The sequence below is a fragment of the Streptomyces aureus genome, assembly GCF_000725495.1.
Taxonomy (GTDB): Bacteria; Actinomycetota; Actinomycetes; order Streptomycetales; family Streptomycetaceae; genus Streptomyces; species Streptomyces aureus_B.
Genome location: NZ_JNZD01000025.1, coordinates 168,471 through 181,619, shown reverse-complemented (window position 1 = coordinate 181,619; position 13,149 = coordinate 168,471). Strand labels below are relative to the sequence as shown.

Genomic DNA, 13,149 nt, shown 5'->3' with positions numbered 1-13,149 from the left:
GGTTCACAGGGAGACAGCACCGCATGCAGACCCCACCCTCGCCGCCCGTCCCGCCCTCCCCGGGGACGCGGAGCGGCGGACCGTCCCTCCGGATCGGCGCCCTCGCACCGCTGACCCGGCCCGGCTGGGCCGAGGCGGGCCGGCATCTGCTCGCCGGACTGGAGCTGGCCGTCCACGAGGTCAACGACACCGGCGGCATCGCCGGAACGCCCCTGGAACTGGTGGTCAGGGACACCGCGGCCGATCCGCGGAAGGCCGAGGCGGCCGTGGACGAACTGGCCCGGCTCGGCGTCGCGGCCCTGGCGGGGGAGTACCACAGCGTCGTCGCACGCGCCGTCGCCGCCCGGGCCGACGCCCTCGGCGTGCCGTTCCTGTGCTCGTCCGCGGTGCTCGACACGCTCACCGACCGGCCGACGCGCTGGGTCGCACGCCTCGCCCCGGTGCAGTCCCGCGGCTGGCGGATCTACGCGGACTTCCTGCTCGACGCGGGGCACCGCCGTATCGCCGTGGCGGCGGATCCGAGCGTCTACTGGGCGTCCGGGACCGCCGTCCTGCGGGAGCACCTCGCCCCGCACGGCGGTTCCGTCGCCGAACTCGACATGCGCGCGCTGACGCCCGCGGACGTCTGCGACGCACTGGTCCGCCATCGCGCGACGGCACTCCTGCTGCTGGTCGGCCACCCGGAACCCGCCGTGTCGATCGTCAGGGCGGTGCGCGCGGACGGGCGCCTGTCCGGGACGCTGGTCGGCGCCCCGGCCGGACAGCCGGAACTCGCGGACTGGGCCGCACAGTCGGGCGACGACGGCGCCGCCGTCCCGTTCCTGCGCTATCTGCCCGAGCGTCTGAACACCTTGGGGGCGCGCGTCGGGACGGTGCTGCGCGAGCGGCTGGGACAGCCGCCGTCGTTCGTCGCCTTCGAGGGCTACGACGCGATCACCGTGCTCGCCGACGTGCTCCGCACCGAGGGCGACGACCGGGAGCGCATCGCCGCGGCCTGGCCGGGCGTCGACGTCGAGGGGACCCGCGGCCGGATCCGGTTCTCCCGGGTACCGGACATCGGGGTCTGGCAATGGGCGTGGGCGCCGGTCCAGGTGGCGGAGCGGGACCGGGACGACCCCGACCGTTTCCGGGTCCTCCGCTCCGGATGAGAGGTCCGGGGCCGGTGCTTCCGAGGAGGCCCGCTCCGGGCGGTCGAGCGACGGGGGAGGGAGCTCGGCCCGGACGGACGACCGCCGGGCCGGACACCCCGGAGGCCTAGGACTTCGTGATGTTGACCATCCAGTCGACACCGAACTGGTCCGTGCACATGCCGAACGTGTCGCCCCACATCTGCTTCTCCAGCGGGACGGACACCGTGCCCTCGGCGGACAGCTTGGCCCAGAAGCCGCGCAGCTGTTCGGCGTCGTCGCCGCTCAGGCTCACGGAGATGTTGTTGCCCACGCGGCGTTCCATGCCCGGGGGGACGTCCGCGCCCATGAGACAGAAGCCGTTCGGGGCCTCCACCATGCCGTGCATGACCTTGTCCGCGAATCCGGGGGGCGCCTCGGAACCGAACATGCCGAACTCGTGGATCACCAGTTCTCCGCCGAAGACCCCCCGGTAGAAGGTCAAGGCCTGCCTGGCATTGCCGGCGAAGCTGATGTAGGGGTTGAGACGGTTGCCCACGGAAGATCCTTTCGTGATGGTTCGTCAGCATCGCACCCTAGCCCCGACCCGACCGCCCGCCCGGCACCCGGGCCCGGCGCCGCGCGCCGGGGAACTCCCGGCCCCGTACAGCGGTCCCGCGATCACGCGCTGCCGGGCCCGCTCCACCCCGTACGAGGTCCGGTGGCCGGCTCCCGAGCGACCGGGCGCGGGTTCGGGCCCGCCGTACGATCATCGGGTTCCCGCCCCCGCAAGGAGTCCGACCGGTGACCGCAGTCGTTCCCCCGCCCCGCCCCGTCGCCGGTCTCATCCCCGTACGGCCCCTCACGCGCGTGGAGGACGGAGAGCGGCTGAACGCCCTGTTCTGGCGGGCCGGCGCCGGGTGGCGGATGGTCAGCAGCGCGGTTCTGGGCGGTGGCATCGGGGAACGGGCCTGGGTCCTGAACGCCCAGGTCTCCCACGGCTACCGGCGCACCGACCCGGGCGCGCACCTCGCCGAACTGGCCCGTGCGGCGGGTGCCGAGGGGCCGGGGGTCGGGTTGATGACGGCCGCCGACGTCACGCGGTACGCCGTCGGCCACGACAGCGGCGCCGAGGCCCTCGCCACGGCGGGACTGGGGGTGCGCGGCTGGGCCGCGGTACCGGCCGAGTCCGTACCCCGCCCCGTCGCGCCGGGCACCATCAACATCGTCGCCGCGGTTCCCGTACCGCTGAGCGACGCGGCGCTGGTGAACGCGGTGGCCACGGCCACGGAGGCCAAGGTCCAGGCCCTGCTGGAAGCCGGCTACGACTGCTCCGGCACGCCCACCGACGCGGTGTGCGTCGCCGCGCGGATCCCGGGTCCCGGGGAAGAGGCGCACACGTTCGCCGGGCCGCGTTCCCTGTGGGGTTCCCGCCTCGCCAGGGCCGTGCACGCGGCGGTGCGCGGGGCCGCAGCGAACGCCTGATCGAGCCGCCGGGCGAACGCGCCGCAACGCGACCCCGGCACTGCAACCATTCGCCCCCCGGACATGTCTCCACCAATGAAAGAGTCTGTCCCCTTCACCAGGAGCCTTGGGGGCGTCATGCACCATCACCCATCCCGCGCGGCCGTCATCGCCGGCCTCGTCCTCACCGCCGTCGGCGCGTCGATTCCCGCGTCCGCACTCGTCCAGCCGAAGTCGGCCGCGACGCCCACGTCGCCCGCACGCGTCGTCAACGCCCGCTGGGGCGGACACTGCACCTACGACCGGCTCGTCATCGACGTACAGGGCGGCACCCCGTCCGTCAGCGTGAGCCGCGTCAACACCCTGCGCTACGACCCTTCCGGGCGGAAGGTCCCGCTCACGGGCAACTACTTCCTGTCCATCAGGCTGTCCCCCGCGGTCGCCCACAACAATGCCGGGGCCTCCGTCTACAGCGGCCCCCGACTGGTGAAGATCCCGCTGTACAAGCTGAAGGGCCTGGCCCTGACCGGCGACTTCGAAGGCGTCGTGTCCTTCGGAACCGCGTTCCAGACCAAGCCCACCTGGAAGGTCACCAAGCCGGCACCCAGGGAAACAGCGGGCCGGTGTTCCGGCCGCTCGCCCGCCCCGCTGTTTCCCTGGGTGCCGGTGAGGCGTCGACTTACGGTGCGATCTCGAACCGTGGCGGCTGGAGCCCCCTCAGGCAGGACTTGTCCGGGGACGTCGGGGAGTCGAAGAACGACCTGGTGATCGACTGGGCGCAGGGAGAGTCGGCGAACACGACGTGGGCCACGTACGGGACGGTCACGGTGGTGGCGCGGCTCAGGGTACGGGCCACGTAGGGGCCGTTGCTCGGCGCGGTCTGCGCGTCGAACCCGCCGGACATGACCAGCGTCGGGATGTCGCTGCGCGTCACGTCACGCACCGAGCGCGGCAGCGCCGGGACGTTCCAGGCACGGCAGTCGGCGTGCAGGAAGGGCAGCTGCGGGGCGTTGGCCAGGACCGAGCGGGGGAACGAGGGGAACACGCGGCGCCCGCCCCGGATCACGTCCGCCTCGGACTCGTACGGGGTCCACTCGCCGCAGAAGACCCCGAAGGCCAGTCCGTGGGCGACCCGTCCGATGGCCTGGGGGCTGAGCTTGCCCCCGGCCCACTGCTCGGCGACGCGCTGCGGGTTGCCGTGGGCCAGTTCGTCGATGGACCGGGGCACCCCCGCCGCCACATGGGTGGCCGACGTCAGCCAGGTCACGAGGACCCCGCCGTCGATCGTGACCCGCACCGGCCCGGGCTGCCCGGGGACCGTCACAGTGGTGGTCACCGGGTGGGCCTCGAGCTTGCGGACGAGGCCCTCGAAGGTCCTCGACAGGTGCGGATAGCGCCGGTTGCAGTCCGGCTGCTGCGCGCACGCCGCGAACAGGCCGTCGAAGCCCTCGCGCGCCGCCTTCCAGGTCACCGCGCCCCCGGCCAGCGAGGGCGGCAGGACACCGTCGATGCCCACGGACCGGACGCCCTGCGGGTGCGTGCGCATGTAGGCGAGGGCCAGGTCGGTGCCGTACGAGATGCCGAAGACGTTCCAGCGCCGGATGCCGAGGGCCACGCGCAGGTCGGCGTAGTCGGCGGCGCTCTCCAGGCTGTTGTAGGCGCCCAGGTTCGCCGTACGGCGCGTCAGGTTGTCGCGGCAGGCCCGCGTGGCCTGCACGTGGAGCCGCCCGGTGGACGGGGCGTTGTAGACGAGCCCGAGGGAGTGGGCGTTGAACTCGTCGATGTTCGGGCAGGTGAGCCGCGGGTCGGCCGTGTACGTTCCGCGCTGGGACATGAAGATGACGTCCCGGTCGCGGTTCAGTCCGCCGTCGATCGCCAACTGGGCCTCGGTGATGGCGTCGTCGCCGGGCCCGCCGGCGAACCACACGATCGGGTCGGGCGCGTGCCGGCGGCCGGCGGCCGCCACGACGGCCACGGAGAGGGTGATCTTCCGGCCTCTCGGGCGGGAGCGGTCCTCGGGCACGGTCAGCGCCCCGCAGCGGGCCCCCTGAAGCGCGGGAATCGGGTCCGGTGTCCGGGGACAAGGGCCCGGCACGAACCGGGAGGGTCCGGCCGAACCGGCCCGCGCGCCCGGTGGTGCGGAACCGTCCGGTGCGGCACCGGCCGGAGCGGCGGTGAGACCGGCGAGCAGCAGGCCGGCCGTGGCCCCGGCGAGCGCGGCGGGCAGCCGTCGCACGGAGCGCCGGTCACGGGGTGGGCGGAGGGACGTCATGGGGTCTCCAGTGCGGGAGTGATCGTGAACGGTTTCGGCGTCAGGCCCGCCACACATCCGGTGTCGGGCGCGTTCGGACGGGTGAGGAAGGACGCCAGGACGCTCTGGGCGCAGGGCGACTGCGGCACCACCCAGTGACCGATCCCGGGAATCAGTACCGTGGTCGAGCGGGACAGCGTGCGCGCCGCGTACGCTCCCCAGCGCGCCCCCGTCTTGGCGTCGAAGGTTCCCGAGAGCACGAGCGCCGGCACGTCGCTGACCGTCGTCACCCGCTGGACCGGGGTGCGGTCGGGGACGTCCCAGACGCGGCACACGTCGTGCTCGAACGGCAGCTGCGGTGCCTGGGCCAGCACCGAGTCGGGCCAGCCGGGGAAGGCGCGCCGCCCGGCCGCCAGCAGGTCGGACCGCGAATAGCCCGGCACCCATTCGCTGCACGCCACCGACTGGGTGAGGCCGTGCGCGAACGTGCCGATGTCGGGCGTGGCCCCGGCGGCGCGGGCCCGTGCGAAGCGCTCGGGATTCCCGTGGGCCAGTTCGTCGAGGGCCGCGGGGACGTCGACGGCCGGGACGGCGTTGGCGACGAGCAGGTTGACTAGCGCGCCGCCGTCGAGGACGACCTTGACCGGCGCACCCCCTGACGGGGGCTGTGCCATCACCGTCAGGGGGTGCGCCTCGAGGCGCCGCACCTGCCGGGTCAGGGTGCGCGACAGGTCCGGGTAGCGGTTCCGGCACGCGGGCTGGGCCGCGCAGGCCGCGAAGACGGCGTTGATGCCTTCGTGGGCGCTGTCCCAGGTCCAGGGCAGGCTGACGATCTGGGGAGGGACGACGGAGTCGATCGCGACCGAACGGATCCCCTGCGGATGACGGCGCAGATAGGTCAGGGCCAGATCGGTGCCGTACGAGTAGCCGTACACGTTCCACCGGCGGATGCCGAGCGTCCGGCGCAGATCGGCGAAGTCCGCCGCGTTCTCGGTGGTGTTGTAGGCGCTCAGCTCGACGCCGCCGGCCGTGAGGCGGTCCCGGCACTGCTTCGCGGCGCGGACGAGGAGCCGACCGGTCGACGGTGCGTCGTAGCGGAGGCCCACGGAGTCCGCGTAGAAGCGGTCGATCTCCGGACAGGCCAGGTTCGGCCGCGTGTGCAGCGTCCCGCGCTGGCTCATGACGATCAGGTCGCGGTCCTTGTTCACGCCGGAGCTGATCAGGAACGGCATGTCGTCGATCGCGTCGCCGCCGGGGCCGCCGCTCATGAACACCACCGGGTCCCCGGCGGGCCGCGCCGAGACGGCGGGGACGATGACGACGGTCAGCCTCACGGTCCGCCCGTGCGGGTGGGCGCGGTTCTCGGGAACCTCCAGGTATCCGCACCGTCCGGGGATCGGTTCGGGTGTGTCCGGGCAGGGGCCGGGCACGAACCGCGCGGGTGCCGAGGGCCGGGGGCCGCTCGCCGGGCCGGTCGCGGCGTGACCCGGTGTCGGGGCCAGCGCGCCGAGGAAGGCGACGCCCGCCGCGGCGACGGCCACCCGCGTACGTGCACCCCCGGTGTGCCGCCGGGACCTCATCGGCGGACGTCCCGGTCCGGACCCGGCGCGGCCACGGCGACGACGATCCGCGCGATGACCACCGCCACCGCTGCCTCCGCCGGTCAGCTCGTCCCTGCCGCTCCTGCGTCTACCGCGCTCGTGGTCCTCGTCGTTCTCGGTGTGCCGGTCCTCGCCGTTCCCGTGAACGGGCGGCGGACAGCCCGTTCTGATGCTCTGTTCGCTCATGCGATCCCGTTTCTCCGACGTCCTGGCCGCGCCGCCGTCGCGGCGCGGGCACCCGGGCCCGGCCCGTCACGGTGAGCCGCGGGCGGGCACCACGTGGGCCAGCCTGGGCGCGGGGACGGAGGTCCACCACTCATGACCTCCACTCGGAGCAGTCCTTGATCGCGGGCCGTACGGGCGGGCGCGCGGCCACGACGGAGGCGCGCCGCCGTCCTTCCCGGTGCCGTGGGCTGCCGAGTGGGGCGCCGTTCCGGGGTGTTCGCCGCCGGTGGCGGCCCGCCTGCGATGCTTGCTCCGCCGAGCATCCGACATGGAGGGGGAGTCGTGGCGATAGCACCGCTGAGATCCGGGGACCTGCTGCCCGGCGAGGGGATCATCCTTCGCAAGAACGCCAACGCGGTCATCGACGTCCGGGCGGCCGGTCTGTCGCGGTTCGCGTTCGACGACCTCATGTGGCTGGTCGGCATGCGCAACGCGGAGGCCATCGGCGGACGGCTCTATCTGACCAACTACCGGCTGGTGTTCAAGGCCCACCGCTTCAACCGGGTGCGGGGCACGTTCAGCGTCTTCCTCCCGTGCGTCGAGGAGGTCCGGGACTCGTCGTTCGCCGCTACACGGCAGATCACCGTCCACACCGGGACCCAGGACTTCACGTTCGTCGTCTGGGGCATCCCCCACCTGCTCGACACCATCGACGCGTGCCGCGCCGAGTTCGACGACATGTACGTGGCCGACCTGGCCGGGCTCGCCATGGCCGAACCGTGGAAGCTCGGCGCCGGCTTCCAGACCGTCGCCCTCAACGAGACCCTGAACGTCGTGATGAGCGCCGCGCGCCGGGGCACCGCCGACTTCTCGACCGCCGCGACCTCCGTCGCCAACCTCATCGACAGCCGTTTCGACGTGGCGGAGGTGGCCGGGACCCTGCAGGCGGTCGAACTGATGATCCGCGCGGGGCAGGACCCGGCAGAGCGGCAGGGGAGGGCGGGAGACCGTCCCTGAGGGGGCTGGTGTCGGGTGTCCGGTGTCCGGCGTCTGATGCCCGGGCCGGGGGGTGCGGGTCAGGGCGTTGGCGGGAAGCCCGCGAACGCCTTCCGGCAGTGCAGGACCAGCTCGCGTACCGGTGGGTGGTGCGCGTTCTTCCAGACCAGGGTGAGCAACGCCGGTGCCCGTACGTCGTCGAGGGGGAGCGCGACGAGCCGGTCGCCGTGGTTCCGGGCCATCGAGGTGCTCAGGACGGCGACGCCGAGCCCGCGGGCGGCGAGGCCGGCGATGGCGTCCGCGGCGCTGGCCTGGAGCGCGATCGTGGGCCGGAGGTCCTGCGCGGCACACGCCTGGTCGAACACGGCGCGCAGCCCGGTGCCCGGGGGCATGCAGACGATCGGGTGGGGCATCAGGTCGCGCAGGGTGACCCGTCGCCGCTTCGCCAGGGGGTGCCCGGCCGGGACCGCCGCGGTGAGCCGTTCGCTGATGACGGTCAGCGCGTCCAGCCCGTCGGGGGCGGTGTTCGCGGCGCCGACGAGCGCCACGTCGATCGTGCCGTCGCGCACTCCCTGGGCGAGCCGGTCGGAACCGTCCTCCAGGAGTGTGATCTCCACACCGGGGTGGGCCGTGTGGAACGCGGCGAGGGCGTCGAACAGCGGTGTGAGGGTGCAGCCGATCACCATCCCCACCGTGAGCTGGCCACGGATCAGACCGGTCACCTCGCCCACCGCCTGGCCGACCGCCCCGGCCGCGGCGAGCGCCGCCCGGGCGTGGTCGAGTGCCGCGATCCCCGCGACCGTGAGGGTCACGGCACGGGCCGACCGGTCGAACAACTCGGCGCCGAGTTCCCGTTCGAGCTGCCGGATCTGGGCGCTGACACCGGACTGGCTGATGTGCACCCGCTCGGCGGCCCGGGTGAAGTTCCGCTCCTCGGCGACCGCGACGAAGTACTCGAGCTGCCTCAGGTCCATGACTGGAGATTCTAGTTCACAGAAGATCCATCTGTTGGACTTCTTATGGGTGGGCGACCAGGCTGGGAACCACCGGAGCCCGACCCCAGGAGGAATCCATGCCGGAGTACGAGAGGGCCATGCGTCCCGAGGACATCACCCGTCTGTTCGTGGAGCGGTCCAACGCTGGTGACGCCGCCGGGGTCGCCGCGCTCTACGAGGAGGACGCGGTGATGGCCTACCCGCCCGGCGAACTGACCGTCGGACGGGAGGCGATCCGCGCCCTGTGGGAGAAGGTGCTGGCCCACGCTCCGCGCTTCGCGCCGGAACCGCCCCTGCCGACCCTGGTCAGCGGCGACATCGCCCTGACCTCGACCCCGCCGAGGGACGGGGCCGGAGCCCGGGCACAGGTCGTCCGCCGCCAGAGCGACGGGAGCTGGCTGCGCCTGTTGGACCAGCCCGAGTTCACCCCGCCGACCCGCTGACTCCCCTCGGCCACCGGGTCCTCGGCCGGCGGTTGTGGCCCCGCCCGGCCGACCCCTTGCGCGAGCGTCCGTCAGCGCGGCGACGTGCCCCCGCCCCCGCCGCCCGTGTGCCCGTCGAGCCAGGCCCGCGCCTCCGCGCGTTCGGCCTCGGTCGCCGCCGGTTCCAGTCGGCCGGGGTAGCGGATCAGGCAGTGCTCGGTGGCGGCGCGCAGTCCGGCGGCGCGGGCCTGCGGGGACAGCCCGGGGTGGTCGGCGACCTCCACGGCGCGCTGCCACCAGCTCCGGCTGCTGGAATTGACGGAGTAGTGCCACAGTGGCTGCAAGGGATCGGCCACACCGAGCAACACCCGTTGCAGCACATGGCCGTTGACGCCCGGGGTGCCGAGCAGTCGGTCGGCCACGAGCAGGGGGTGCTCCCTGTCCAGCCGGGCCCGGAGGAGCACCCAGGTCATCAGCTGGCCCACGTCGTGGGCGGGGGAGACCACGAAGTCCCACAGCTCGGCGGCCTTCGTCTCGTCGGGGGCGCCGAGGTGGGTGAGGAGCCGCACCTTGTCCTTCCACACCGGCCGGGCTCCGCTCCACCAGGAGACCAGCTTTCCCGCGGCCGGATGGCCCAGGTCAAGGGCGAGGCAGGTCAAGGTGACCAGCGGGTGCCGCCATTCGGTGTACGTGGTCCGGTACGTCTTGGTGAGGTCCTTCATCCGGCGCGGCAGCAGCGCGTCGACCTCCGCCTCCGTGGCCAGGCCGTGGGCGACGAGGAGTTCGAGGCAGAACCCGAGCCCCTGCAGATCCGTGTCCGGGTCGGCCACCCGCTCCCGCAGCCAGCGCACGTCGGTGTCCGTGAGCGTCCGGTACCGGTGCCAGACACGACCCAACGCCCCTTCGTAGGCCGTGAGATCGGGCCCCGTGCCGGACAGGAGCCCCTCCCGGGCGGCCTCGAACCGCCCCACGGCAGCCAGCACCTCGGCGGTGTCGATGCCGGTCAGCGCGGAACCGCCGGGCTTCAGCGCCTCCTCCCGTACGAGATCGGTCTGGTCGCGTGCGACCCCCGCCGCGAGGACGCGCAGGGTGTGGGGCAGTCGCTCGTCGGTGCCGAAGCGGACCGCAGAGAACGCCGCGTACGACAGACCGGCGTGATGGTCCGCGCCCGTCTCCCGGCGCCAGTCGGCCGTGACGGCCCCGATCAGGGCGTCGTACAGTCCGCGCAGGGAGGTGTCGGGGGCGCCGGCCGCGATGAGTTCCGACGCGAGTGCGGACGCGGCGTCCACCGCGTCGGGCTCGCGGAGCGAGCGGTGCAGCGCCAGCCAGGAGTACACCGAGGCGCGGTCGCCCGCGAGCGCGTATCCCCGCACCGCGGCCAGTCCCCGCTCGGACGGCACCTGTCGCAGCACGGCGGACGCGCCGGGGCCGAGGTCGGCGACGATCTCCCATGCCTCCGCGCGGTCGTGGCGCAGCAGCGCGTGCAGCAGGTCCCGCCAAGGGCCCCACTCGGTGAACTGTCCTTCGTGCTCCCGCCGGCAGGCGGTCAGCAGTCGGTCCGTCTCGTCGGGGGTGAGTTCGTCCCGCCGTTCCAGCGCGGTCACGAAGTGGGTGACGGCCGAGAGGTCCAGGGGGTCGTGCAGCCGGTCGTGGAGCCAGGCGGCCTCGGCCGGTGACAGCGGGCGGTAGCGCAGGGAGGAGGCGCCGCGGTCCACGGGTTCGTCGAGCGCGGCCAGGAACTGGCGCACTCCGTCCGGGTCCGCGGGGTCGGGCAGGCCCGCCTCGTCCCGGGCCGTTGTCCGGTCCAGCCGGAACGCGCTCTTCGGCCCGCCGTCGACGACATGGAAACCTTCCGGTCCGTCGCCGAGACCTGCGGCGACGGTGGCGTGGTCGCCGCCCCAGTGCAGCAGGAGTTCGCCCGTCAGCGAGCCGGACCGGTCGAAGGCGCGCTGATGCGACTGCCAGTGCCAGTACGCGAAGGAGGCGGGGCCGGTGAGCCCGCGCGCCGCGAGGAGTTCGGCGGCGTCGCCATGGCCTTCGGACTGGGTGTAACGGGCCCGGCTCGGCGGAGGCAGCGCGAGGAAGCCATCCCGTTCGAGCTCCCGCCACCAGGCCGTGATCGTACTGAGGTCCGAGCGCCGCCGTGTCGAACGGCGCCCGGGCGGGGCGGTGTCGGGGCTGGTCACGTGCTGCTCCCTGGGGTCATCGGGATCGTCCCGGACGCGTCTTCCGTCCGGGACTCACCCTGTCACAGGGGTCTGACATCACCTTCCGCGCTCGGTGGACCGCCGTGGACCGCCCCGTGGATGCTCAACGCGTCTGCGTGTCCGGGGCGTTGTCGCCGTCGGGGTCCTGCGTGTCCTCGCCCTCGGCCTGCGAGGGCGTCGTGCGGAGGACGTCGGGATGGACCGTCTCCGCCTGGTCGTCGGTACGTTCGCCCTCCGCCTGGGACGGGGTCGGGAATGGCTCGCTCATGATCGGCCTCACTGACCGGTGTGTCGGGTCCGGTGTCGTGGTGTCCGCCGGAGGGGCGCGGCGGCCCGGTGGTGGGCACGATCCCGCGCACGAGGGCGTGAAGGTGCCCGGCGCCGTACGGACCGGCGTGCTCCTTCAGTGCGAGTACCCAGGCCCACCCGGTTCTCGCGCCGCTCCCCGCCGCGGTCCCCCGTGATCGCGCCGCGGCTCCGGTTCAGTCGGTGACGAGGGCCTCCACCACGGCCTTGGCGACGCGGGCGGCCCGCTCGGCCGTCCAGTAGCCGGGTTCCTCCATCGAGCTGACGTAGTAGCCGCGGGTCAGCAGGGAGAGGACGTCGGCGGCGAGGGCCGCGTCGGGCACGCCCGCGGCCGCGGCGGCCTCGAGGAACTCCTGGCGCGACTCGCGGGGTTCCTGCCGGTCGACCCCGGCCGGGTCGACGTGCGCCGAGGAGAGCATCTCCACCCACATCGTGCGCAGGAGGAGGTCCTCGGGTTCCGTGCTGAGGTGCCATTCGACCGTGGCGCGCAGCCGGTCCGCGCCGGTCCGGTCGCCGACGTGGGACTCGAGGTCGGCCCGCCACTGGGACTCCGCCGCGCGGACGGCGTTGGTGATCAGGGCCGTCCGCGTGGGGACGTAGTTGGTGACCATGGCCGTGGAGCCGCCGAGCTCCTTGGCGACGGCGCGGATGGTGATCGCGTGCGCCCCGTCACGGGCGGCGACCGCGAGGGTCGCCCGGGCGATTGCCTTGCGGCGCTGGACTTCGTCGACGTCGATCGGCATGGAGGAAACCTAGCTCAGAGGCGGGTTGACGTAGAACACCATGTAATGCAACGTTGTTATATCACGATGTTTGGTCTGTGATCCGGGGCCGGACGCGAGCCGCCCGTCCGGCGGATCCCGTGCCCCTTCCCGCCCGCCCGAGGTCGTGCCGGCGACGCATTCGATGCCCCTGAGGCCACCGGACGTGGACGGCGCGGCCGCCCCTCGAACGCACCGACCCGCGCCCGTCGTCGGTGCCGCGCACCCGCGTGCGGCGCCTGCCCGGACGATCCGGGAGGAGAATCCCGATGCACAGCCCGTCCCGTGCCGCCTCGCCCGTCCGGACCCGCCGCCGTCGCGGCGCCGGTCCCTGCAGGTCCGCGGTCTTCTCTCTCGCTGCCACTCCCGAGGCCGCCCGTCTCGTCCGTTCCTGCGCCGCCCGGCTGCTGGCGGGCTGGGGTGTCCCGGCCGGCGACGCGATCGTCGTCCTCGCCGAACTGCTGGCCAACGCGGCGGAACACGGCGGCCGTGACATGGCCGTCCGCCTCCATTGCTGCGGCCGCCTTCTGGAGGTCGAGGTCGTCGACACCGGATGCTCCCGGCCGCTTCCCGATGTCCGCGGAGCCGGGGTCTGGGGCGACCTGGAAGGGGTCAGGGGGCGCGGTCTGCCGATGGTCTCCGCCCTGTCCGAGCGGTTCCTGCTGCACCGGCGGGCGGACGGCTCCACGCGCGCCTTCGCGTCCGTCTCCGTCCCACTGTCCGTGCCCGGTCGGGTCGAGAGCATGCCCCGCCCGCGCCCTCGGGGATGCGTCGCGGGGGCCCCGGGGCTTCGGTCGTCCCCCGTGTGACGGGGTGTGTCCGACCGGGGGTTGACGTCCGCCGAGCGAGATGCAACGTTGTTGTATCACGATGTT

General features: G+C 73.4%; 13 protein-coding genes. 6 read left to right on the top strand and 7 right to left on the bottom strand.

Translation table 11 applies throughout. The annotated features are described in order from the left end of the window. Positions 1-23 precede the first annotated feature (23 nt). Positions 24-1,148, top strand: coding sequence for an ABC transporter substrate-binding protein (locus IO36_RS27560; protein WP_037623669.1), 1,125 nt, complete (start codon positions 24-26; stop codon positions 1,146-1,148). Between the two features lie 106 nt (positions 1,149-1,254). On the opposite strand, the gene IO36_RS27555 is transcribed toward IO36_RS27560, so the two are convergent. Further along, the gene (locus tag IO36_RS27555; protein ID WP_037623668.1) at positions 1,255-1,665 is read right to left on the bottom strand and encodes a VOC family protein; all 411 of its coding nucleotides are present in this window, start codon (positions 1,663-1,665) and stop codon (positions 1,255-1,257) included. A 245-nt stretch (positions 1,666-1,910) separates the two neighbouring features. Here IO36_RS27555 and IO36_RS27550 point away from each other — a divergent pair, with 245 nt between their 5' ends. Next, on the top strand, positions 1,911-2,591 hold the full coding sequence (locus tag IO36_RS27550) for an adenosylcobinamide amidohydrolase (protein ID WP_037623667.1): 681 nt from the start codon (positions 1,911-1,913) through the stop codon (positions 2,589-2,591). A 117-nt stretch (positions 2,592-2,708) separates the two neighbouring features. Continuing rightward, positions 2,709-3,338: an AMIN-like domain-containing (lipo)protein gene (locus IO36_RS44915; RefSeq protein WP_209441275.1), complete on the top strand. Its 630-nt coding sequence runs from the start codon at positions 2,709-2,711 to the stop codon at positions 3,336-3,338. Here the strand turns inward: IO36_RS44915 and IO36_RS27545 are convergent. After that, positions 3,250-4,842 carry an alpha/beta fold hydrolase gene (locus IO36_RS27545; RefSeq protein WP_051900996.1) on the bottom strand — a complete coding sequence of 531 codons (1,593 nt, stop codon included), beginning with the start codon at positions 4,840-4,842 and terminating at the stop codon, positions 3,250-3,252. The genes IO36_RS44915 and IO36_RS27545 overlap by 89 nt on opposite strands. Continuing rightward, the gene (locus tag IO36_RS27540) at positions 4,839-6,401 is read right to left on the bottom strand and encodes an alpha/beta fold hydrolase (protein ID WP_037623666.1); all 1,563 of its coding nucleotides are present in this window, start codon (positions 6,399-6,401) and stop codon (positions 4,839-4,841) included. Before IO36_RS27540 ends, IO36_RS27545 begins: the two co-directional genes overlap by 4 nt. Before the next feature lie 528 nt (positions 6,402-6,929). Here IO36_RS27540 and IO36_RS43385 point away from each other — a divergent pair. After that, positions 6,930-7,604, top strand: coding sequence for a hypothetical protein (locus IO36_RS43385; protein ID WP_051900995.1), 675 nt, complete (start codon positions 6,930-6,932; stop codon positions 7,602-7,604). Between the two features lie 59 nt (positions 7,605-7,663). On the opposite strand, the gene IO36_RS27530 is transcribed toward IO36_RS43385, so the two are convergent. Beyond that, positions 7,664-8,557: a LysR family transcriptional regulator gene (locus IO36_RS27530; protein WP_037623665.1), complete on the bottom strand. Its 894-nt coding sequence runs from the start codon at positions 8,555-8,557 to the stop codon at positions 7,664-7,666. 98 nt (positions 8,558-8,655) lie between these two features. Here IO36_RS27530 and IO36_RS27525 point away from each other — a divergent pair, with 98 nt between their 5' ends. Then, on the top strand, positions 8,656-9,021 hold the full coding sequence (locus tag IO36_RS27525; protein WP_037623664.1) for a YybH family protein: 366 nt from the start codon (positions 8,656-8,658) through the stop codon (positions 9,019-9,021). Between the two features lie 71 nt (positions 9,022-9,092). Here the strand turns inward: IO36_RS27525 and IO36_RS27520 are convergent, their stop codons facing one another. From IO36_RS27520 to IO36_RS27515, 3 genes are all read right to left on the bottom strand, one after another. Further along, positions 9,093-11,186 carry a hypothetical protein gene (locus tag IO36_RS27520; protein WP_051900994.1) on the bottom strand — a complete coding sequence of 698 codons (2,094 nt, stop codon included), beginning with the start codon at positions 11,184-11,186 and terminating at the stop codon, positions 9,093-9,095. A 124-nt stretch (positions 11,187-11,310) separates the two neighbouring features. Next, positions 11,311-11,475, bottom strand: coding sequence for a hypothetical protein (locus IO36_RS47470; protein ID WP_167347421.1), 165 nt, complete (start codon positions 11,473-11,475; stop codon positions 11,311-11,313). Positions 11,476-11,689: 214 nt separating this feature from the next. After that, positions 11,690-12,256, bottom strand: coding sequence for a TetR/AcrR family transcriptional regulator (locus IO36_RS27515; protein WP_037623663.1), 567 nt, complete (start codon positions 12,254-12,256; stop codon positions 11,690-11,692). Between the two features lie 287 nt (positions 12,257-12,543). Here IO36_RS27515 and IO36_RS46200 point away from each other — a divergent pair, with 287 nt between their 5' ends. Then, on the top strand, positions 12,544-13,083 hold the full coding sequence (locus IO36_RS46200) for an ATP-binding protein (RefSeq protein ID WP_051900993.1): 540 nt from the start codon (positions 12,544-12,546) through the stop codon (positions 13,081-13,083). Positions 13,084-13,149: the final 66 nt, after the last annotated feature.

Bases quoted from the DNA above. Each gene is read 5' to 3' on its own strand.
- IO36_RS27560 (WP_037623669.1), top strand. From the start codon at position 24: ATGCAGACCCCACCCTCGCCGCCCGTCCCGCCCTCCCCGGGGACGCGG.
- IO36_RS44915 (WP_209441275.1), top strand. From the start codon at position 2,709: ATGCACCATCACCCATCCCGCGCGGCCGTCATCGCCGGCCTCGTCCTC.
- IO36_RS27545 (WP_051900996.1), bottom strand. From the start codon at position 4,842: ATGACGTCCCTCCGCCCACCCCGTGACCGGCGCTCCGTGCGACGGCTG.
- IO36_RS27540 (WP_037623666.1), bottom strand. From the start codon at position 6,401: ATGAGGTCCCGGCGGCACACCGGGGGTGCACGTACGCGGGTGGCCGTC.
- IO36_RS27530 (WP_037623665.1), bottom strand. From the start codon at position 8,557: ATGGACCTGAGGCAGCTCGAGTACTTCGTCGCGGTCGCCGAGGAGCGG.
- IO36_RS27525 (WP_037623664.1), top strand. From the start codon at position 8,656: ATGCCGGAGTACGAGAGGGCCATGCGTCCCGAGGACATCACCCGTCTG.
- IO36_RS47470 (WP_167347421.1), bottom strand. From the start codon at position 11,475: ATGAGCGAGCCATTCCCGACCCCGTCCCAGGCGGAGGGCGAACGTACC.
- IO36_RS27515 (WP_037623663.1), bottom strand. From the start codon at position 12,256: ATGCCGATCGACGTCGACGAAGTCCAGCGCCGCAAGGCAATCGCCCGG.
- IO36_RS46200 (WP_051900993.1), top strand. From the start codon at position 12,544: ATGCACAGCCCGTCCCGTGCCGCCTCGCCCGTCCGGACCCGCCGCCGT.